Here is a 21637-nt window from a genome sequence, read left to right as displayed (position 1 = left end):
GACCCCGGCTACTCGCACGCTGTTTTGGCGACTGCAAGGTCAAACAGCGGTTCGCGATGGCGAGGACAAACTGATCACGCTGTCACATCGTCCCGCTCAATTATTTCAAGTGACCAGCGATCTTGCGGAAGCTGACGACCGTTTTGATGCCGACCGTTCACGTGCCGAACAGCTCTACAAAATGCTGGGAGAATGGGAAGCATCGCTGGCCACGGTGCCACTATGGGGCTCCTCTCCGATGTGGGACGCCGAAAGTGCAAAACACTACGATGATTGGGGTGTGAAGTCAGAACCGCGCTGATTTCGCAATCCATGATTGCCATTGCGAATGGCAGTCGCCAGTGGAAGAAGTAACACGCGAAGAAGTCGCTCAGGCAAGTAACACGGCATCATCGTGTCGCCAATTCGCGGCCCTGCACCCACGCTCGCATCTGAAAGCCCGCGGTTCGCCAGCGACGAAAACACCATCGCGAAAACAGATAGACCGCAGCGACGCTGCCCCCATGGCGAACGAAGATGGAAAACCATCCAATTTGGACGAAGGGTTGTCCTTGGTTGACGATTGACATATAGGCGAATTCGGCTAACGTCGAGAGCGAGATCGAAAACAGCAACAACACCACGGCGACACGGTGTCGTCGCAAATAGCTCAGCGCGGCCGCCCACAACACGATTAAATCGGCAATAATATCGACGGTGTGGTAAACCATCATGACTAAATCATTCGGTGGATAGCTCACCATAACCGAGCTGCTGAGTTCGGGCTCAAACAGTCGCCGCATCCCCTGGTACACCGCCATCAAAACGGCAATCAAAAGCGTCATCAAGAAAATCCCCGCAATGCTCCAGCGCTGCGGCGATGGCGACGAAAGCGGGTCCAATTTCTCGTCATCCAGGGTATCCATCAAGCGGAATTGCCAAAGCCGTCCTGGGACACTCATCCCTAACAGATAGAGCGGAACAACGATCAGGTGGAAAACGAGCATCAAGGCAAGCATCCCATACCATCGCTCTGCAAACATCTGCCACATCTGAAAGTTCAAGTACGGATAAAGATTCAGCGCACTGTAGCTGGCAATCAGCAAACCGAGGAGCTTCCACGAGGGTCGCCGCGGGGCCGGCCATTGCCACCACACCGCGATTTGCAGGGCAGCAGCGACCAGGATCCCCTGGGTAATCCCCATCAATCCCGTCGAAATCACTGACACCATCGCCGTTTCACCCAATAGGCCGCTATAACCGAATTGGGAATTCAACACCGATGCCGCAATGTTCGTCACAAACCAAACCGCGATCATGATGGCCACGGTGGCCAGAAAAATGCGGCGACGTCTTGATGTGGAATCACGAATGCGGGTTGCAGCCCCCTGGATTGCGGGCCCGTGCGTTGCGGGCCCAAATGGATCTTGATCAAAACGATTCATACGTATCAGCCTTGCCGCGATCGGGCGGGTACGAGGGGGTGGGCACATCGGTTGATCCGAAGGTTGGATGATTAGGCACAAACGAACAGTGTACAAGGCGCACTTTCGCCGGTACGCAAGTTGCACTCTTGTTGGCATTCGTTTTATTAAGTTTTATCGCAACATAAATCGCACACTTTTTGTGGCGAGCTGCGAGCGTGGTGGTGATGGATGCGTCACTTTTCTAGGGAGATCCACTGTTTTGACTACTCCTCATTCGGATCAAATCATGCGTGCGGTGGTCTACGATGATTACGGCGACGCTGAAGTGCTGCATTTGGCGAGTCATCCCATCCCACGTCGGCTTCCCGGTCAAGTATTGATCAAGGTCTTGGCGTCGAGCGTCAATCCGATCGACTATCGGCTTCGCAGCGGAGAAATGAAAGGGTTGCTGCCAGGCGGATTTCCTCGTGTGCCTGGCTACGATGTCGCCGGAGTGATTGCCGACTGTGCCGACGATGCGCCGTTTTCCCTTGGCGATCGAGTGATCGCGTTTCTCGACCATGCCCGCGGCGGTGCGCTCGCTGATTATGCGGTCTGTGCGATCGACGTGACTGCAAAGATCCCCGACTCGATGACAATCGAAGAAGCTGCCGCCATCCCGTTGGCCGGCACGACCGCACTGCAATCGTTGCGAGACCATGGCAACATGGAAGCCGGTGACCATGTGCTCGTCAACGGAGCAAGCGGAGGCGTCGGAATGTTTGCGGTGCAAATTGCCAAGGCCTACGGATGTCACGTCGACGCGGTCGCCAGTGGCGATAACGAAGCGTTTTGCATGTCACTCGGAGCCGATCATTTCTATGACTACGAGAAAGTTGACTTTACCGAATCAAGCGAACGCTGGGACCTCATCTTTGACGCGGCGGGAAAATCGGGCTATTTCGAGTCGCGTGATGTGCTGAACCCCGGTGGTCGATACGTGTCGACCGAGCCGGACGTCAAAGGCATGCTGATGACGCTGATCACGTGGCCACTATCAAAGTCGGGAACGGTGATGTTAGCGAAACCGTCCGCTGATGATCTTCGTGAACTGATCCGTTTGTACGAACAAGGCAAATTGTCGATCACAATCGACAGCTGCTACGATTTCGCCAACGCCGCGGCCGCTCATCAACGCGTTGAGAACGGAGTCGATCAAGGCAAAGTCGTGCTCGTCAATGAGCATCCAACGGCGACTTAAACGAGCATCATCGGAACGATTCTCGCCGACTCTCCTCCTTTTTCACGTGTCGCCACCAATCCGTTTGTCAAAGGCACATTTGTTGCTTCGTTCTGGGTAACCAAGGATTGAGAATGGTTCACCCTACATTCAGGTTGCTTGCATCCGACATTCGCTTGGGTTGGGGACCCCGGAAAAGGAATCCGGTTGGATAGGGACCCTACTAACACCACCGTCGTCCGGGGGGATCCAAATGCGAGTGATAGTATTTTTCCAGCGAATGCTGCAGCATGTGTTTCGCAGTCGATCGAGCATCACAAGCGGTGACGTCGATGTCCATATCAACCAAGAAGAGATCGAATTTATAGGCGGACCGTATGATGGTCTGGTACAGCCTTGCTCGAAGGTCGATAAAGTGCCCCGATCTGTCTGGTTAGCGTTCAGCATTGCAACACTTCGATTTCTCGGAGGCGAGCGAATGGCGGAGTCAGCGGACGTACGAAGTGCGGCCTTGTATCGACTTGACCGTCGTGGCGGCAAGCCCCGCTATCTTTTTGTGGGACAACAAATTCTCGACGGTGGCAGCCTCACACAATAAGTCCTACTCAATAACAGTCGGGATTGGCTTCGATTGCGTCGTGTGATAATCGCTCCAACCATTTGGGCCGCACACTCTCGGCTAGCTGCTGTTCGGAAATAACTTCGTCATTCGAGTTTTGTGACAAATCACGCGGGTGAAGTGTTTTCTCTGTAGTGGACGAGGCTACGAGTCCCGTCGTGCCACTCAGTCGCTGGGACTCGTAACCTCGTCCACTACCTCCAAAGCTGGCCGACCTACGCCTATTCCAGTAAATCTCTTGCGGAACGGCCCAAACGCCAACGGAGGGTTCATGTCATTTGGGAAACATTTTGAAAGACAGACTGCAACCCTATCTCAAAAAAAAAAACGCGTAGCGATTATCGCTACGCGTTTTCGTTTTAGGCAAATGAGTCAATCACTTGCGTGTGGCTTACCAAATCGAATGTTTACTCGATTTCATTGACGGCGTCGTCGTCATCAAGTTCTTCGAGTTGGTCCGCTTTGTCTTCGCCTTGCGACTCAATTTGATCCGCCTTGTTTTCACCACGCTCTTCGATTGCATCGGCTTTTGCTTCACCGCGGTCTTCGATGGCGTCGGCACGTTCTTCGGCGTTATCTTCGACTGCGGGCTTAGCCGACTCGTAGCGGTCGCGGATGTTTTCAGCAGCTTGTTGGCTTTCGTCGCGAATCGCCTCGGCGGTGGATTGCGATTCATCGCGAACATCCGACGCATACTCTTGTGTGTTGTCGCGGACAGCGTCGGCTTGCTCGTCGTACACGCTGTCGTTGCATCCGGCGGCCGCCAAACAAACCGACAGTGCCAATGTGGAAATTGCAAGTTTCATCGTTCTCGTTCCTAAACTTATTGAGGGTGGGAGGTTCTTCTTTGAACTGAAAGCGGCGAGTCCTACAGACGTCGGCACCCATTGCAACCAAAACGCCGTTGACTCGTCACGATCAAGCCATTAACGCAAGCGGTGTGCCAGTTCCAAAAAATTTGCATCGGGTGCTCAATTGGCTCATTCCCACAGTCTGCTAAATCACCATTGGTCGCTGATCGGTTGACCTGGCTGATGAACGGCCAGTCCATAGGCGTTTTAGATTCACGTGAGGAATCTACCATTTTTTCAATTACGCTACGAGTTTTTTAGATACGTTTCGCGGAACCCCGAAGCCGCCATCGGTGCGGCAGCCTCGAACCCACCGTCGACCGTCCAGCGTGCTCCGGTCACAAACCCGCTCTTCTCACTTGCCAAGAACTCAATCACCGCCCCCACTTCATCTGGATAACCGGGTCGGCGAACCGGAATCGCAGGCCGCTTGGAACTGCCGATATCTTCGGGCCCCATATCGTTCATCGGCGTGGCAATCTCTCCCGGTGCGACCGCGTTGACCGTGACATTTAGCGGCGACAGGTCCAACGCCAAACACTTGACCATTCCCCCCAGGGCATGTTTGGTCATCGTGTAAAGTGTGTCGCTGGGATTTGCGATCACTTCATGCACGCTGGTGACCACAATGATCCGTCCAGGCGATTCACGCGGCGGGCCTTCCATTCCACCCGGCAACAGGTGTTTGATGCTGCGTTGGATCGCGATCATGGCGCCAAAGGCATTCACATTGAAAATCTTGTATGCGGTCTGGAGATCAAGATTCGGCATTTTTTGTCGAACCATCATCCCCGCGTTACTGACCATCACATCCAACCCACCCAATTCGTCCGCCATTTCGTCCACACAAGGATTGGCCGATTCGGGGTCCGATAGATCGAGCTGTTTGACAATACAGCGGCGTCCGAGCGATTCAATTTCGGCGGCGGTTTGTTTTGCTTCGTTATCACCGGTCACGTATGTGATCGCGACATCATAGCCCGATCGGGCCAAACAGATCGCCGTGGAACGCCCAATTCCGGTACTGCCACCGGTGATAATTGCTTTTCGTGAATTCATTTTTTGTGGATCTGTTTGAGACGGGATCTGATTGAAAATGGACACGCCTCGAGCTGCGTCACACGAACCAGCCAAGACAATGGCCATCCAAGACGACGGTGCGAGGGGACGACGGAGATGCCTTTTGTCGCTGTCCGTGTCAACAGGAACCAATCAGGCAAAACGCATGCCACCCATCATCGCAAATCAGGTCAAAACGAAGCCCCGGGTCGAACTTTTGAAGTGGCGCGTCTATCACAACCTGACGGACACGGGAAACCCGAAGATAAGGCACGATCGCCGTTGCGCCGTTCCTCATCCCGTGGGCCGCGATTAGATTTCTTCGTCAACAAAGATAATGTGCCGAAAATAGTGTTGCGACTCGAAACTGGCACCTAGCGCACCGATCAACAAGCTCAACGACGCGGCGAAAACGGCCATGTGAGGACGATCGATCGAGTTCAATTGGCGTGCGTTGTCAATCGTCGATGAAGCCCACGTGGCAATTAACGCATTGGGAAACAAAAAATGCGTCAAGATCACTCCCACGACGAACAACGCCATCCACGTTGTCGCCATCCCCACGAAGACGATTCCGAACGCTGCGGCCGAGGTGACGATCGACTGTTCGCTCCGCCGCGTCCCACGCCGCACCAACAATTGTTGGCGGAGCACCACATAGACGGTGGTCGATAACATGGTGATCGCCAACAACACAAACACGTTGCCGGCGCCTTGAGCAAGCGCTAAATCCCAAGCTTCGGCGGTCATCAACAGAACTGCGAGCGTCGAAAACGCGGCGATAGTCAATCGACTCAGCCGCTGCGGAAACTGCCACGGGCGAGCGGCCCAGACCGCTTGATAAATCTCTTTACGATTGATCCATGCAGCGCGAAGGGCAAACGTGGGATAGGCTAGACGGCGTCCAGCGCCTTCTTCGAGTCGTTGATCCGCGATTTCGGCGAGTGCAGCGCGTTGACGCGCGAGACTCTCTTTGTCGATCCCCGCCATCAAGTCGAGTGCTTGTGCGTTGGGCGGATGATACAACAGATCATTTGGATGATCACTTTTGGCCAGCCCGGTCAAATGGCCGATACTGTGCAGCATCAACCGGCTCAATCGTCGGGCAATCCGCTCGATCCTTTCCTCAGGATTCGCCTCGACACCTAACGCCTGAGGGTCAATCAGTGACATCGAGATAATTGCGGTGTCCAAGGGCCGGCTCAGGGCAGCAAAACAGTAAGGCGAGTAGTTGCCGACAAGTTCAGCAGCAGTCAACACGAATGCAAAATCCCAGTGCCGCGAATCTCGTTCTTCGACCGCCTGTTGCAGCAGCAAACTCGGCTCGACACGCCCACTGACACTCATGCTGGTCCCGGCCAACTCGGGACGTTTGATCTCGAAAAAATTGAAGCGAAACGACGGAAACAACTCCGTAAGACGCGCGTCCGTCTGTTCGACTGCCAACTTCGCCGCCTGAGAATCCACCACGTCTAGCGGTCCCGCGACAACCACCCCGATTTCAATCAGACTGCCGGCCGCGTTGCCACCGGGATCGCGAATCGATGGGGTGGATTGGAGTGGGGTCATAAAAACGGCAATTCGCTGTGTCGGTCACTATCCACGCCCCCCTCTCTTGCCGGTTAGCCATGGATCTCATCGCACCAACCAACGGTGATTCACACGAGAATGAGACGTAAACGAGAATGAGATGCAAAGACAAGCGGGTCGGCTACATTATCCGACACACTATAACACAGGTTGCTGCCATCGCATCAGCGTCGTGAAGGGGCTGCAATCGCGTGCAGGACAACTGCAATTCATTGCACACCGCGGTCGCGCCAGAACCGGAACCGCCAACGTTTCCGCAGGCTCATTGCGAAATCCCCACAATTTTGAAAGACTTCGTCCAGGCGTGATCCGAGATCGAGCCCCCTGCGATCGCGACGCAAATTGCTTCATTTTCCTATCCATTGAATCACCGCAGCATGCCTCATAATCAAACGAACCCGACGATGTTTGCCATACCCGACGGACGCGGTGTGCGGCGTTTTGCGGCCAGTTTGGCAATCTTCAGTCTGATCGCGTTGACGGTCACCACTTGGATTCTGTTTGACGTCGCGCGTGAACAGGAAATCGTAGCCCGCATCATCCAGCATCTGCCCGAGAGCGACATGGCGGTGGCCGAAGAACTTTCGGGCGATTTGCGACTGCGAAGCAAGCTCTCGTTTCTGTTGGTGCTGAACATCATTGGCACAGCAATTGCCTTTGCCCTCGTCGTTCGCGGCTACTTGTCCAGCGAACAATCGTTGCGAGACGCTCAAGTGCTAGCGACCGATATCCGCGCCAGCATGGATGGAGGCATCATTACGACGGATCAAAACGGCACGATGACAAGTCTGAATCCGCGCGGTCGTGAACTGCTGGGGTTGAGCGAAAACGAAGGTGTGGGGATGGCGCCGTCGGAGGCGGGTCCCGAGCATTCGCTTCTCGAATCGATTTGCAACGAAGTCAATTTGCGTCAAACCGCGATCCGCGATCGCGATTATACGATCAACCGAAATGGACACGAACAAACGTTGCGTGCCGGATGTACCCGACTCAAAAATCAGCGAGACGAAGCGATCGGAACGGTTATTCATATTCGCGATGTCACCGAACGTGTGTTGATGGAGCAGCGGTTGCGACGAATGGAACGTTATATGGGACTAGGTTCGCTCGCCGCAGGTTTGCAGCATGAGATCAAGAACCCGCTTAGCGCCCTTTCGCTACACATCCAACTGTTGTGTGAGCGACTGGCCGAAGACACTCACGATGGCGAGACCCAAGAATTGCTGAATGTGCTTCACACCGAGGTGGCTCGTATTACCAACGTGCTGGACAGTTTCCGTAATTATGCATCGGTCAACGAACTCGGTCGTTCCTGGGTCGATGTCGCCACCCTGATTGAAAAGCTCGTTCGTTTCCTGCATCCCCAAACCAAAAAACAAAATGTCACGGTCAAAGTCGAGCTTCCTTCGGAATCGCTTGGCGCGATCGAAGCCGATTCGGTTCGCCTCGAACAAGTGCTGCTGAACCTAGCCCTCAATGCCCTCGCGGCGATGCCACAGGGAGGCACCCTGCGATTTCGTTTGAGCAAGAAGCACGATTTCCTCCGTATTGATGTCACGGATACCGGAAATGGTATCCCGCCTGAGATTCAATCGCAGATTTTTGATCCCTACTTCACCACCCGCAACGAAGGAACCGGGATGGGGTTAGCGTTATGTGACAAAATCATTCGCCAGCACGCCGGTAGTATCGATTTTTGCACAGGCCCGACCGGAACCGAGTTCTCGGTCATGTTGCCAATGGAAGGAACCCCATGAAGTCGGATGCGTTCACGTTGCTAATCGTTGACGACGAGCCCAACATTCAATCGGGACTTGCCCGTGGGTTGACAGCCGAAGCCGACGTGGTCGACACGGCCGACCAGCGAAACGACTTTCCCCCGAAGCGATGCATACGAAGGTCTCGACTCATTGGCCCGGCAACGTCCGACAACTTCGCAACGTGATGGAACGTATTGTTGTCACCCACACCGGCCATGTGATTCATAGCAAAGAACTTCCTGCCGAATTAACGCGAAAAGAAGGCACGCAGCGCACGTTGCCTCGCTCGTTGCCTTGCACGTTACCACGCTCGTTGGCCGAGGCAGTCGAAGGCTGCGAGCGTGAGACCATTCATTTGGCACTGCAAGCGTGTGACCTGCATCGCGAGCGAACCGCCAAGCCGCTCGGCGTCAGCATCCGCACGCTGCACTACAAGATGGGCCGCTACGGTCTGCACTGATTCGCTGCGAAAGTTTTGGAGTGCGAGGTTATCACAACCTGACGCGTCAGCGAGGGAATCTTTATCTTGAATCGGTCCCTCGCTGACGCGTTATTAAGTTGCGAGTTTAGACGTTCTTCGGGGCAACGGCCCAGCCATTTGCTAGCCGCCCTCATTAAGTCCGAACAAACGGCCGGGCCGTTGGCCCTTCCATTCATTGGTTTCCTTGGTCCCAGCCCGTTGGGCTGGGCTAGGAAAACGTCCGGGGCTTTGCCCCTAAATACAAACGCGCAACCTCAAAATGCGACTGCGGGCTGCGCGTCTTTCTGAGTCGAAATCGATTCTGCACGCCCGATTCCGTAGGTGTCGATTCACCGCAGCCGAATTCCGGTTTAAAGTCTTGCTCTACCGCTGACGCAAATGCGACTTCTGATCATCATCTCGCCACAGGGGGTGCAAAGTCTGGAACGATCACGAACGGCAAGACTCGGCGAACGGGACACACGGTCGTATCGACGACCGGTTCGGCCTCGGCTGCCAATTGCAAAGCGGTTTGCGACAGCTGCCGGGACGTGATCCCGAATTCACCCCGACTGTCAAACGTCGCATCCTGTTCACATGTCAAAAAAAGCGATGCAGCACGTTCGGAGTGTCGCCAAACGCCGGTTGAACTTCCCTGGCGTGCTTTGACACCCGCGGCGGCGAGCTTGATCAGGCCTTTCACGAAAGCGGCCCGCGTCGTCGCCGATCCCGCCGCTTTCCAAATCGTTTCCCACGCCTCGTGCGATTCCCAGTAATAGCCATGGTTCAGTAGATCGATCGCCAAACAGTGCAATCGATGAAACGTCAACGGATTTTGCAAACCCGCATCCTCGTCACATCGATACCGATGACCGGCCACTCCGGATACAGGATGCGGATGCATTCCCGGGACAAACGCATAAGACGGAAACGGACGCGAACTCAATCGCGGTGGCAGTGGAGGAATCACCAGCCGATTCATGAGACGAAAGCGATGCGTTGCAATTTCATGTCTGGTCAACCGAGTTTAGCGTGTCGGTGGAAATGACCTCCATCACCACAATCCACTGTACACAAGATAGTGTACGCAAGATTGTAGCGTGCAATATTGAATCAAGCGGCCCCCTCTCGGCTCCGGCTTGCGATCGATCGCATTGCAACCATCATTTTTCAACTCAGTACGCAGGCGGATCGCTGGCGGGAAACGATTCTGCACTGGCTTCGTCGATCGAGTCCACGATTCCGTGTTCAGGATCAAATTTCATTTGCTTGCTAGCTGTCGACGATGCGTTTGATTCAGACGCTGCATAGGGCTCAGCGTCGCTCCAGCCAATCGCCAACGTCGCCGCTTCACGCACCCGATCGAGCAACTCGGGGTAGCTGGCTGGCTCGGGTTGTTGACTGAATTCTTTCGCATGCTGCTGACACGACGCCGAACCTTGCGTTTCCGCACGTCGCAGCAATCGTTGACAAAGTTCATCCCACTCGCGTGGTATCCACTCGTTTTTCATCGTTTTCTCCCAATCGTTGCAAACCGCTCACGAAAAACATCCCATCGCTGCCCGAATCAACGCCACACCTCGCTTCGTGATCGGGGTAGCTCATCCTGTGTGCATGCGAAGTGCCATCAAACCGCAACGCTATCGGTTTTCATGATTTTCTTCTGTCTGGCGGGCTCATCTCAGTGACGGTTCCGCAGCGGTTCAACACGGGCGAAAGTGGTGGCCAAGCGATCAGCTCGACCTCCGAAACAACGCTGCCAAGAATAGATAGGTTGACCTCATCAGCAAAAGCCAGCATCGCTGAATCACTGCACCTTTTTGGCACAGTAGATGCATTCGTCTTTACGAAGTCTTGTCGCGAGTTTTGCGAACTCGGCAGCGGCGAGACCTTTCGTTCTTTCAAATCAACACTTCCCATGGATGCAAAGGAAAAATCAATGATTCGTACGCTTATGTTGTCAGCCGCAGTGGTTGTTAGTTCGGTTGTAATGTCGGGACAAGCCAGCGCGTTTGGACATCGCCATCATCGTGGAGGTTGTGCGAGCCAACCGGTCTACCAGACTCCGGTTCGATCCTACTACGGCACCTCAGCGTATTCCAATTACCGATCACCTCGCGTCAGCGTCGGCTATGGTGGGTACGGTGGATATCGAGATTTTGGCGGATACCGAAATTACAGCGGCTATCGGGGCTACGGCGGGTACGGCAACTTCGGCCGCTCGTATTACGGCAATCCCGGGTACCGATCCGGCGGCATTTCGATCGGAATCGGTCGTGGTGTCGGCATCGGTGGATTGGGTTACCGCGGCTACGGCCTGGGTTGGTAGCCACGCGGCTTTGATTTGCAAGCACGTGACCAATCGGCGTGCTGCTGATTCAGTCACCAGGAAATCAGTAGCAGTGAGCCGAATGCCGTAATGCACCGGGTAAAATGTGGGCCCCGGCCGCTCACGCGTTTTGAAGTTGCTGTTTTTGTGCCGGAGGCACTTTATGGGATTGCCTTGGACTTTAGTCCAAGTTTTGGTTCTGAAATTGGCACCAAGTCGCGGAGCGACGTTCTGTGGCGAACGATCAAGTCACAAAACGTCCCGCTGGGACTCGATTGATATTGGCGAAAATCCCTCGGACTAAAAGTCCGAGTCTATCGAATTTTGTCGCTCTGCGACAGCAAATAACGCAACTTCAAAACTCACGTGTCGCGGCTCACTATATCAACATAGCCGGACGGCTTTCGCCCACTGCGACCAAAAATGATGGCATTGGGCTTGCGTCACCCCCTAACACCACTTGCTCATCGAATGCGCCGGCCAGCACACAGTTAAGCAAGCCGGAAGCGACCGTCGCCATACAAAATGTAATTGGCCCAGTCGTTTTGCTTTGCAAGGGCAAGCTGTTTTCGTGCTTGCGTGACCGCGTCGCGAAGCGTCAAACCGGCGGTTAACCCCGTGTAAACCTCACCGGCGAAGGCGGCCGCCGCATCGTCCCCGACCTCCCAGAACGTGCCGATAAACGCTTCGACACCGCCACGCAACACCATCTCGGCGAGCGAATAACTTTCGTATTGCGGCCGCTTGGCTTGCCCGCGAACACGGCCCGCCTCACATGCATTGAAGATCACCACACGAGGAATCGGGGCGACGGCACTTAAATCCTGTGACGTCAGTCGCTCATTTCCTGCCAGCAACAAACCGGATTGAGTCCGATCCTCTTCATCAAAGTAAGCATGCCCACAATAATGCAGCACGTCGACTTGTTGCAGCATGTCAATCACATCGTCTCGCGTGACCGCTTGTTCATCGTCTCCTAAACAAATCCACTGCACGTCGCTACCCATCGCAACCAGCGTTCGCTTGATGGCAAGTCCTTCGCGGCGAGCGCCATCGAGATCGTTCGTCGGATCGATGACCAACCCCACACTCAATTTCCTCGCCAAACGCGGACGACCGAACGAGGCTGACATGCGGCTTCCGCTGACTGCCAACCAACGGTGAATTCCGCCGCGAATCGCGGGAACATCCTCGGCTAATTCTCCGTCGGCAAACCGCATCAATTCGAAAGGAATTTTCGACGCGGTCAAGTCATGAGTAATGGCGATCGGACAATTTTTGCAGCGGTTCCAAAAATCATCCGCATTGTCACCAAACAACCACTTCACCAGTGCGATCCCGCGTTCCCGCAAGTCATCTTCGTGGGGCGTCAATTTTTTCCTGCTGCCACGACCTGTGGATAATTGGTCGATCGTTTGCGGATCCAATGGCACAGCGTGAGTCCATGCGACTCCGGTTCCGTGTTGCGGTAACGCGGTCACGTCAAGCTTGCCGTCCTTGTACTTGACCAACAAACTAAACCACGGGTACGACGTGGGTGGCTCGGCCTGGGTTGGTTTTAGAACCGTGGTCACATCGGTGTCATCACGCGGTCGCAACGCTTCCAACAACTGCCGGAACCGACCATCGTCTGCTTCGACCCATTTGATCAATAAACCATCGGGACGCCCTCGAAAACCTTCCATCATCGCTTGGACTGCATCCTCGTAGCGATGCAGCGTCGAACCGCCAAACGTGACAACGGCAAATGAATCAAATCCTTCGGCACGGCAAGTCAACATGATTTGTTCAGCCGCTTCACGGATCGCCTTTCGCACGTTGGCCATCGTTTCATTATTTTCGGACACTTTGCCGAGCGACACGGCGCAAAGGTAGTCAACATCAAGTTGGTCACTGCGAACCCCAATCAAACGACCGAGTTGCGATTGAGCCTGACGCACCATCCCGCCCGTGATCCGATCAATCGCGGCTCCGGCACCTTGTGGATCAACGTCCTCGAACACAGGCAACGCCAACACATCCGCATGGGTCACCGAAGTGACGTTGCCGTGAATCGCTTCGATTCGAAGCTTGCCCTCGCGAACCGTACGTAGCGTTCGCCAACGCATCAACCCTTCGGAAACTAGCGAACTCAACAAAATGGGATCGGTTGCCTTGAAAAGCACTTCGTTTTGTTGGTGATCGAGTCCATTAAATTCTCGCCACTTCGCATCATCGTCACCCAACGCCTGAGCAAACTTGGCAATGTATTTCGCCAGCGCCAACAAATTAGCGGGCAGTTTCAACCGACCGCGTTTGGGATGATGATCAAAATCCCAAACCAGTCCGGTGAAGCGACGATTACCGCCAAAGCTTCGCTCGTCCCAGAAGGCATCGACTTCACCCGGCTGCTGCATCAAGCGAGTCAATCGACGCGTCAGCCCGCCGTAGCCACCACACAAATAGACGGGTTGTTTTGCATCAAGCGCTCGATACACCTCTTCGGCCACCTCTGAAAATCGACCGCCATACCCTTCTCCCCCTTCGACTTCCCTCGGAAACAGTTGCCCTCCAATTGCCACGCGCGCGTCGGTCTCTGCCGTCATCACCGCTCTCATTTCCGATTGCACCATCCCAAACGGAAGATTTCCATATTCGTCCGAGGTAAAGATCCGGAACGCGGCGAGATCTTTCGACTTGCCCATGTGCCGAAGTTGGCAGCGAACCGTTTCTGGGACGTCGTCCAATTTTGAAGTGGCGGACTGAAAAACCCGCAATCGCTGCGTGGGATTGATTGCCGTTTCGTTGTACGCGTCGATCAACTCGCCAAGCAGCGGTGCCATCGAAGTAGCTCGGCCGACCTTAAAACCACCTCCGTAGCTAATCGAAGCTCCGCCCCCGATCATGCTTCGCGTCATCTGCACCATGGCATCCTGCAAATGCAGTTGCGTCTGCCCCAGTTCAAATTCTTCTTCACGAATGTACGACACGGATAACCCGACGCGAATGCCATCCAGTGGTGTTACTAACCGTCCGGCGGCGTCTTTGCTGATCCCCCGCCCGATCAACGACGATGGCGTGATCGGATGCAGCAGCGGGGCCGCTGCGCGCAGCACTTCGCGGCCTTCGGGCGTCAACGCCGGATCAGGATACAAAACCGTACGTGTCGCCGCATCACGGAGCGGACCGCTTGTCAGATCGAGCAACTCGGGTGCACAGCCGATAACCGCGGTGTTCAGCGGCAACTGAGCCGCTGCGATAATACGATCGGCAATCAAATGAAAATGCACATGCCGCAAATGTTCAACCGCTGCCAGCCGCAGCAAGGTTTCCCAACGTAAAACACGCTGCTGAGGAACGCTGCATTGCGTGTTGAACAACCACTGCGGAAACGCCGTCGGCGGTATCACACTCGCCGCGGGGGACGCAGCCTCTCGAGGTACCCAAACAATGGGCCATCCCTGTTTCTTTGCCACAATGATTTCGCGATTCTGCAGTCGCGTCTCACCCGCTGATGATCCCTGCAGCGCCACTAGCACCCCGGCCAGTTGTCCCTGCGATTGAACGACGCGATCCACCGCGGCATCCTCCATCATCCCAATCGATGAAAAACATTGCCAAAGCGGTGAACGCTTTGCTCCGCTCGACTGCAGCGACATGCTCCCCAACACAGGATCCGGCACCGCAGTCGTTTTCGAGAGAAAAAGATGAGGCCGAATCAGTTGAAAACGTTTCGCGGTATCCGATTGGTCGTGAATTCGAAAAAAACACCCGCCCATCGTTTTCAGCACGCAATCGACGACCGCGTTGATATCCTCCTTACCCAGCACCGCATCGGCAACCTCGACCTTGCTCAGCCGTTTTGCTTCGCCCAACCAGCGACCATCGGTCGGTACGAGCAGCTTGGTCAGTCGAACTTGATCGCCACCGTAACGATTCAGCCGCTCGACGGTCTCGTCGGGCTCGAGCAGCAACGTATTGTTCCCAGCCACCATCACGACCAAGACATGTTCGGCCAACGCGGCTATTTGCGGCCGAGTACCAACCGAGTCTCGCTCGTGATCACTGCCCAACGCGGTGTCGTTCAAATCAACGTCAATGGCGACCGGAATCCCCGGCCCGAATGACAGCGGATCGTCGGGGTCGCGAGTCAGCACCCGGTAGAGTTCATGCCCCAATCGCTGGGCCCACTGACGATCCTCGTCCGACACCCGCGCGACGGCAATGCAAAATAGCGGCCGAGTGACCGCCGCAGAATCAGTGGATCGAGTCTCGCGAGCCAATGGTCTATACCTGGTCAATCGAATGCGCAAACACGTCTCGATTCACGCGGCTATTGCCCGATTTGAAGTAGGACGAGTGCGCACACGCCGGAGAGACAAACCCAAACGTCGAGGAACACCCAAACGGATCGAGTCTCAAGAATTCGCGATCGAATTGCATCCCCGTCGCGATCAAGCTGCCGCCGACCCCATCACCTCGCGCATTCAGGTTGATCCAGTGGTCGACCATTTGTGGTTTCCTGCCATCGTCTGGACGCAAACGTTTCGTCACAAACTTGATCGCCAACGCCGCCCCCACGGTAAACCAATTGTGGACGCGACCAGGCAACCCTTCGCGTTCGAGTGACCGAAGTGCCTCATACGCGACCACCGTCCCCCAGCTATGGCTGATCAGTTCGATCGATTTGCCTTGCTGCAGCAGAGGACGAACGACATCGGTGCATTCGTCGATCACCAGACGGCGAATCCGATCGCTGGACAGGTATTTGACAAAATCATCGACGCAATCGAGTCCCGGAATCCCAAACGCCGCTCGAGGCACCGCCCCTTCGATTTCGCGATCGATCCCGCGATCAGCACTTCGTTCGGCGCGTTCGGCGATCTGCTCGGCCGCTTCGCGTGCCATCCGCTCCTCTAAGATCGCCTCTAACATCAGCTCCATCTCTTGCTGTTGAACCGGATCCACTTCGCGACTGAGCTCGCGATTCATTTTGGAGACATGTTTGCTCCATAGCACCTCTTTCCGATTGGCGTCCAACGCATTGCGGGTTTGCGATGACAGATAAGGCGCCATCGCATCCCACCATTCATCGGAATAATGGGCGGCATGTTCACAGATCCCATGAACGTAGACCAAGGCTTGCCCACTCGCTCGCTCGCCGATTAGCAGCCCCTCTCGACCGCTTCCCGGCTGAATCGACGCCAAGTGGTCGGCAATCTGCTGTAATGTGGCCAACAATTGCTTCCAGTCCGCTGCCGAAATGTTCGGCAACGATGGCGATCCGCTGTCCGTCCCATCGTCGCCGATGCCGGCATCGTCACCACCACCGACCTTCTTTCCACCAAACACCACGCTGGACGTGCTGCTTGGCTCGAGCTGGGGAATCTGATCGAAACGCTCTTCACGCAGACGACTGCGTAGCGAACGGATCACTGACGATGCCGTGCGATCCTCTCCGGCCTTGCGAATTGCGTCGCAGAAGTAATAGGTAAAGGCGCCGTGAAAGTCGTTACCGATGAACGCATCGGCACTGGTTTGATCGTCTCGACAACCTGACCACAGCACATGGTTCATCGTTTCTTCACCGTCACCCCGCGAGCGTGTTTGTTTAAACACACCACGAAACGAACGAGATTGGGTCGCATCCGCGATCGCCACCTGCACCTCAATCGGAGGCGGTGCGAAACGGGCCAGCACGGTATGACGATCGATTTCGTCGGGAGTTGCCGGACGGACTCCCGCAATCTCGTCCATGCTGCGTGTTGCCGCGCTCACTTCGCCGCGACTTCGCTCGGCCGCAACGTGATCCAGCGACAGTGAACCTGCGGTCAAAAAATCGGTCTTAACCGCACGGCTTAACTCGGGAGCAACAAAACGGGTGCCCGTTCCGCTATGGCAACAATCCAGCACAAACGTTACATCGACACCGTCGGGGATCCCCTCCGTCCACGCTCGCAGCTCGTCATCAAGCAAATAGGTTTTAGGATCTTTCCAATCCATTCCGTACAAACAAAGTAGTTCATCACGAAAATCGGCCTCGCCCGCCTCGCCGTCGGTATCGGCGGTGTACGATCCATGCCCCGAAAAATGAAACACCAACCGGTCGCCTGGCTTTGCATCTTTAAGCAACCACTTCCAACCCTTGTTCAATTCGGACTTCGTTACCTCGGCATCCGTTCGCACTCGAATCTGATCCGCATCAAACTGAAACTCGTCGATCAACAACCGTTTCAGCGAAAGCGTGTCATTAATGCAACCTCGAAGATCGCCAATCGTTTTGTAGTCGTTGATTCCCGACAAAAAAGCTCGACTCGCCATCGCAATCGTCTCCGTTGACTCGACTAGTGCTCAGTGAAATATCCACAGACTCACACATTCGCCCTCATTCAAGGTTACACCCCGAAACATCGGGGCACAAGCAAAACCGAGGACGATAAAAAATTAGTCGAGATTTTGCCTTTCGTCCCCCTTTGACCGAAATCAAGCGATGATCACTCGCCGCATCGTCGCGGAATTGCCCTCTATCCGTAGTGGATTTTGCTAAAGATCCTACACCACGTCACGCTCGATACTTTCCGCAACACAGCCCTCTTTCCACGTCGATGGTACATCCATCGAACAATTTTAGTGAGCCGTTGTGCCATTCACCGTGGTGCTGGAGATGACGCTTTTGGGATGCAGACGCTCCCAAAACGATCGCTTGGGCTGGGGTGGCGGTACCATCGCTCGGTCCAACAATTGTTTCGTCAACTCGGGGTCGGCATACGGCGTGGGGGACACGACGGGAGGTGCGACGTACGTCGGTTCGACCGGTACGTTGGGTGAATCAAAACGACTGGCCGCTGCGGCACTGGCTTGGGGCTGCTGCGGCGGCGGGGCTGGTTGGGTCATCAGCTGCTGCAGTTTCAATTTCGCGGCTTCATGCACGTGCGACGTGGGCTGAACCGCACTTGCTTCGGGTACGAGATCGTTCTTGTCGTCCACATCCGCCGCCCCCGTTTTGTCAAACAGACCTGGACCTCGTCCGCCACCGGGCAGGAACGCGGCTTGCGGATTTGCCGGAGTCCCCTGTTGACGCATGATGCCTAGGAATTCGCGGTCGTATTGCTTTTCGGCGATCGGAGTCCAGACCATGTGGCCCCCCTCGAGACTCGCTTCGTAAACCGAAATTTCAGCAAAGTTCTCGATCTTCGGGGGAACCTTCACAATTTCGGTGCTGCCATCGGCGTGAAAGACCGTTTTCGTTCCCCACTGATCCATCGGGAACTGCGTCACGTCAAACACCTCGTCTTTTTGAGCACGATCCATCGCTTCAGCCAATGCCGCCACATCGCTCGCGCCGACCGGACCGCCGGTGCCCGCCAAACTCTTCAAATTCGCAACACTGTTGATCACATCGCTGGCCCCGCCCAACCCCAGATTCATCGCAGCCCCCTGGGCCATGATGTTTTGTGCCGTGGAACTGTCCTTCATGTAGTAAGGTCCCAGCCCCGTGAATTGCCAACCGTTGACCAAGTTCATTGCGGCGCGAATTTCACCCGGACCACCGTTGATCTCCAGCGTGTATTTCTGAGTCAAATCGGGAACGAACACGATTTCGTAGGTAAAGAACATGTGCGGCCCCAACCCATCGTTAACAAGCGACTTGGAATCCGGCCCGCTAGGGATTTCATCCGAGTGAAGCGTCGGATTGTGTGCCACCCCATCAAACTGTGACATGTCGGTGTTGTCCGCCGCAGCCGAACCGCCGCCTTGCATCGAACTGCTTCCCGATCGGCTAAAGTTGCCGGTCAGATCGAGTTTGGCGTAGTTGGCTTGGTCGTCAAAACTGGTGGGAATCGGCGCCGACCCGGTCAACCCAACCTTGGCGTCTTCGACATGGTAAAAATTCTTTGAAATCACCAACAGCGGCTTGGGCAAATAAAACGGAATCCCCGGAGCCTCGCAGCGGTTGGCCGGTGAAGCGGGGCGTGCGGTGATATGCGGCTTTTGGTGTTTATATTGCATGTAGCCACAACCGCCCATCGAGACGCACAAAGCGGCAGAGAGCGAAGTGGTGAGAACTCGCATGAATCGATCACGTAACATCAAAGCACTCCCGACGCGACGCATCGCGTGACTTCGTTTGAGTAAAAAGCAGCAGATTCGTTGGACGCATCGCATCCGGATTAACCCGCATGATCGTCAAATCGGGAATCTTGCTTGCGATCGTTTGCGTAACAACGATACTAAAAGAACTAGCACCCAACCCCCATCGCGTCGTACCGGTTAGGTAAAGTTTGCGGGCCTGCACGCGAGGGCGCTCATGTCGACTGGGACCGCTTGCGGAACAACCGAAGGAAACCGAGATGGCGAAAGAAAAGAAAAAGTCGAGCCCCCAGTCCAAGAAGGAAGCCCTGGCCAAACAGAAAGCCCGCTCTAAAGAGAAAGCTAAGTCGAAAGCCCAGTCGAAAGCAAAATCCAAAGACAAAACAAAGTCCAGCACCGCGAGCAAGAAACGCGCACCCCGGCCCGAGCCGCTGGCTGATTTAATGGACCGCCGTCATCCGCAGAGTCTGTTTGTCCGCAGCGCGCAAATCGTTGGCAATGAACCCGGTGGTGAACCGGTGACCACTGGACGTTTTCTTGCCACGACCCTGGATGCCACGCCCGAAGCGACCAAGCGGATGCTGCGGGAGTTGCAGGACCAAGTGGGAGTTCGGCGAGTTGTCAGCTCTCGTGACGGCGGCGTCTTTGAGATGCCGAAGGACGCCGAAGCGATGGTGCTGCAATCACTTGGCATTGTCGTTCTCTGCGTCGATCCGACGCAAACCAAGGCACTGGCGTCAACGTCGCGTGGCCAATCCAAACGAAAACAAGCCGGGTTTGTGGTCGAGCCTGAATATTTTTGCCAACACGCGGGGCGGTCACAATCGGCGGCGTCCGCAGATTACTTGCGAGGTTACCGCGACGCGCTAGACCAGTGGATCGAACAACCGGACCTGAAACAGAAATTGATTTATGAACCCGAGCCGCTCGATCGTGGTTTGCCGCCATCGCCTGGACCCAAATTGCCGCTCGGTTGGCAGAAAAGAACGCAGCCATTCCGATCACCGGAACCAATATCCACCTGGGGATTGCAGCAAACGCGAGTCGACGTCTGTCCGCTGTCCGGTAACGGAGTTCGCGTCGCAGTGATCGATTCGGGACTCGATTTGCAGCATCCTGGGTTTACTGACCGCGTTGCAAAGACCGTTAGCTATGTTGGACACTCGGCTCAAGATGATCACGGTCATGGAACTCACTGCGCCGGGACGCTTTGTGGACAAGAATCGACCACGCTTCGCTACGGGATCGCTCGCCAGGCCGAATTGTATGTGGCCAAGGTGTTGGATCAGAATGGACGCGGGATGGAAGCCAATGTGATCGCGGGCATCGAATGGGCGATCAACCAAGGGTGCCGTGTGATCTCGGTGTCGATCGAGCGAGGGGTCGATAGTTGCAGCAGCGGATTTTCAAACGCGTATGAGGCAGCGGGACTGCGAGCGATTCAGCAGAACGCGCTTGTGATCGCGGCCGCAGGAAATCGTTCCCGCCGGTCAGCCGGGATCCAGCGACGCGTTTCCGCCCCCGCCAATACGCCGTCCATTGTTGGTGTCGGTGCGATTCGCCCGTCGGGACATATAGCTGATTTTTCAAATCGAACCTTTTGTCGATACGGGGAAGTCGATTTTGTCGCCCCCGGTGTTGAGGTGTTCTCGAGCGACATTACATCGGAACAATATCGCACTCGCGATGGAACCAGCATGGCAACGCCGCATGTCGCGGGGATTGCTGCATTGCTGATCGAACAGGATCCTGAACTCGGCGGCGAGTCGCTGTATCGCCGATTGAAGGAATTAAGTCTGATGTCATCCGAACTCGACCCCGCCGACTACGGTCACGGCATGCCGCGAGCGCCGCAGTAGGCGGCGGACAGGAGACAAGGAGACAAGGAGGCAAGGAGACAGGGAGACAGGGAGACAGGGAGACAGGGAGTGAGGAGTGAGGAGTGAGGAGTGAGGAGAATTTACCCTCCCATGCGGGAGGGGCGGCCGCAGGAAGCGGCTGGGGAGGACTGGTGACTCGGCGCTTGTAGCGGAGCCATTGTCGTTGATCGCTCCGCGATCATCACGCACTTCCCGTAGTGGATCTTGCTAAAGATCCCTCGAGCAACAACTCCCACAACTGACGACAGGCTGGCAGCCTTTTTATACCCCAAAACTTTTTCTTGCCCTTTCTCGTGCGTGTGCGAATGATTCTGCGAATTAGATTTTCATCGCACGGAGGTTGCACGGATGGTTATCGATTGGGTACGGCAGGAATTTGAATCGTTGGACCTGG

The 21637-nt window shown here is 55.3% G+C and carries 15 protein-coding genes and 1 pseudogene; 7 read left to right on the top strand and 9 right to left on the bottom strand.

Annotated features, from left to right (window positions below):
* Positions 1–301: pseudogene (locus tag ABX962_RS07210) on the top strand (arylsulfatase); the annotation flags it as partial.
* 88 nt (positions 302–389) lie between these two features.
* Here ABX962_RS07210 and ABX962_RS07205 read toward each other — a convergent pair.
* On the bottom strand, positions 390–1424 hold the full coding sequence (locus ABX962_RS07205; RefSeq protein ID WP_372717971.1) for a hypothetical protein: 1035 nt from the start codon (positions 1422–1424) through the stop codon (positions 390–392).
* A gap of 268 nt (positions 1425–1692) precedes the next feature.
* Between ABX962_RS07205 and ABX962_RS07200 the strand changes: the two genes are divergently transcribed.
* Together ABX962_RS07200 and ABX962_RS07195 are read left to right on the top strand one after the other, a co-directional pair.
* Positions 1693–2646: an NAD(P)-dependent alcohol dehydrogenase gene (locus tag ABX962_RS07200; RefSeq protein ID WP_372717973.1), complete on the top strand. Its 954-nt coding sequence runs from the start codon at positions 1693–1695 to the stop codon at positions 2644–2646.
* A 232-nt stretch (positions 2647–2878) separates the two neighbouring features.
* Complete coding sequence (locus ABX962_RS07195) at positions 2879–3223, top strand: hypothetical protein (protein WP_372717969.1); 345 nt, start codon at positions 2879–2881, stop codon at positions 3221–3223.
* 428 nt (positions 3224–3651) lie between these two features.
* Here ABX962_RS07195 and ABX962_RS07190 read toward each other — a convergent pair whose 3' ends face one another.
* From ABX962_RS07190 to ABX962_RS07180, 3 genes are all read right to left on the bottom strand, one after another.
* The gene (locus ABX962_RS07190; protein WP_372717967.1) at positions 3652–4050 is read right to left on the bottom strand and encodes a hypothetical protein; all 399 of its coding nucleotides are present in this window, start codon (positions 4048–4050) and stop codon (positions 3652–3654) included.
* 291 nt (positions 4051–4341) lie between these two features.
* Positions 4342–5154, bottom strand: a complete 813-nt coding sequence (locus ABX962_RS07185) for an SDR family oxidoreductase (protein WP_372717965.1) — start codon at positions 5152–5154, stop codon at positions 4342–4344.
* A 312-nt stretch (positions 5155–5466) separates the two neighbouring features.
* A complete protein-coding gene (locus tag ABX962_RS07180) occupies positions 5467–6723 on the bottom strand; it encodes a hypothetical protein (protein WP_372717963.1) in 1257 nt (418 codons plus the stop codon).
* Between the two features lie 425 nt (positions 6724–7148).
* Between ABX962_RS07180 and ABX962_RS07175 the strand changes: the two genes are divergently transcribed.
* Entirely contained in the window at positions 7149–8501 is a 1353-nt protein-coding gene (locus tag ABX962_RS07175) for a nitrogen regulation protein NR(II) (protein ID WP_372717961.1), read from the top strand.
* Positions 8502–8631: 130 nt separating this feature from the next.
* Positions 8632–8964, top strand: a complete 333-nt coding sequence (locus ABX962_RS07170; protein ID WP_372717959.1) for a helix-turn-helix domain-containing protein — start codon at positions 8632–8634, stop codon at positions 8962–8964.
* A 415-nt stretch (positions 8965–9379) separates the two neighbouring features.
* Here the strand turns inward: ABX962_RS07170 and ABX962_RS07165 are convergent, their stop codons facing one another.
* Both ABX962_RS07165 and ABX962_RS07160 read right to left on the bottom strand, forming a co-directional pair.
* Positions 9380–9934, bottom strand: coding sequence for a DUF309 domain-containing protein (locus ABX962_RS07165; RefSeq protein ID WP_372717957.1), 555 nt, complete (start codon positions 9932–9934; stop codon positions 9380–9382).
* Between the two features lie 205 nt (positions 9935–10139).
* Complete coding sequence (locus ABX962_RS07160; RefSeq protein WP_372717955.1) at positions 10140–10475, bottom strand: hypothetical protein; 336 nt, start codon at positions 10473–10475, stop codon at positions 10140–10142.
* Positions 10476–10903: 428 nt separating this feature from the next.
* Between ABX962_RS07160 and ABX962_RS07155 the strand changes: the two genes are divergently transcribed.
* Entirely contained in the window at positions 10904–11293 is a 390-nt protein-coding gene (locus ABX962_RS07155; protein WP_372717953.1) for a hypothetical protein, read from the top strand.
* A 491-nt stretch (positions 11294–11784) separates the two neighbouring features.
* Here ABX962_RS07155 and ABX962_RS07150 read toward each other — a convergent pair whose 3' ends face one another.
* The 3 genes from ABX962_RS07150 to ABX962_RS07140 all read right to left on the bottom strand — a co-directional run bounded on the left by ABX962_RS07150 (position 11785) and on the right by ABX962_RS07140 (position 19363).
* Complete coding sequence (locus tag ABX962_RS07150) at positions 11785–15555, bottom strand: CHAT domain-containing protein (protein WP_372717951.1); 3771 nt, start codon at positions 15553–15555, stop codon at positions 11785–11787.
* Between the two features lie 4 nt (positions 15556–15559).
* Positions 15560–17593: a caspase family protein gene (locus ABX962_RS07145; protein ID WP_372717949.1), complete on the bottom strand. Its 2034-nt coding sequence runs from the start codon at positions 17591–17593 to the stop codon at positions 15560–15562.
* A 306-nt stretch (positions 17594–17899) separates the two neighbouring features.
* Positions 17900–19363, bottom strand: a complete 1464-nt coding sequence (locus ABX962_RS07140) for a hypothetical protein (protein WP_372717947.1) — start codon at positions 19361–19363, stop codon at positions 17900–17902.
* A 260-nt stretch (positions 19364–19623) separates the two neighbouring features.
* On the opposite strand from ABX962_RS07140, the gene ABX962_RS07135 reads away from it, so the two are divergent.
* On the top strand, positions 19624–21222 hold the full coding sequence (locus ABX962_RS07135) for a S8 family serine peptidase (RefSeq protein ID WP_372717945.1): 1599 nt from the start codon (positions 19624–19626) through the stop codon (positions 21220–21222).
* Positions 21223–21637 lie beyond the last annotated feature (415 nt).

This window comes from Novipirellula sp., from assembly GCF_041583735.1.
GTDB lineage: Bacteria > Planctomycetota > Planctomycetia > Pirellulales > Pirellulaceae > Novipirellula.
The sequence above is the reverse complement of the archived record's forward strand: the minus strand, read 5'-3'. Positions and strand labels throughout refer to the sequence as shown.

Excerpts from the sequence above, each read along its gene's own strand:
- ABX962_RS07140 (WP_372717947.1), bottom strand. The coding sequence starts at position 19,363 with ATGTTACGTGATCGATTCATGCGAGTTCTCACCACTTCGCTCTCTGCC.
- ABX962_RS07170 (WP_372717959.1), top strand. The coding sequence starts at position 8,632 with ATGCATACGAAGGTCTCGACTCATTGGCCCGGCAACGTCCGACAACTT.
- ABX962_RS07200 (WP_372717973.1), top strand. The coding sequence starts at position 1,693 with ATGCGTGCGGTGGTCTACGATGATTACGGCGACGCTGAAGTGCTGCAT.
- ABX962_RS07135 (WP_372717945.1), top strand. The coding sequence starts at position 19,624 with ATGGCGAAAGAAAAGAAAAAGTCGAGCCCCCAGTCCAAGAAGGAAGCC.
- ABX962_RS07205 (WP_372717971.1), bottom strand. The coding sequence starts at position 1,424 with ATGAATCGTTTTGATCAAGATCCATTTGGGCCCGCAACGCACGGGCCC.
- ABX962_RS07160 (WP_372717955.1), bottom strand. The coding sequence starts at position 10,475 with ATGAAAAACGAGTGGATACCACGCGAGTGGGATGAACTTTGTCAACGA.
- ABX962_RS07175 (WP_372717961.1), top strand. The coding sequence starts at position 7,149 with ATGTTTGCCATACCCGACGGACGCGGTGTGCGGCGTTTTGCGGCCAGT.
- ABX962_RS07195 (WP_372717969.1), top strand. The coding sequence starts at position 2,879 with ATGCGAGTGATAGTATTTTTCCAGCGAATGCTGCAGCATGTGTTTCGC.
- ABX962_RS07185 (WP_372717965.1), bottom strand. The coding sequence starts at position 5,154 with ATGAATTCACGAAAAGCAATTATCACCGGTGGCAGTACCGGAATTGGG.
- ABX962_RS07155 (WP_372717953.1), top strand. The coding sequence starts at position 10,904 with ATGATTCGTACGCTTATGTTGTCAGCCGCAGTGGTTGTTAGTTCGGTT.
- ABX962_RS07180 (WP_372717963.1), bottom strand. The coding sequence starts at position 6,723 with ATGACCCCACTCCAATCCACCCCATCGATTCGCGATCCCGGTGGCAAC.
- ABX962_RS07190 (WP_372717967.1), bottom strand. The coding sequence starts at position 4,050 with ATGAAACTTGCAATTTCCACATTGGCACTGTCGGTTTGTTTGGCGGCC.
- ABX962_RS07145 (WP_372717949.1), bottom strand. The coding sequence starts at position 17,593 with ATGGCGAGTCGAGCTTTTTTGTCGGGAATCAACGACTACAAAACGATT.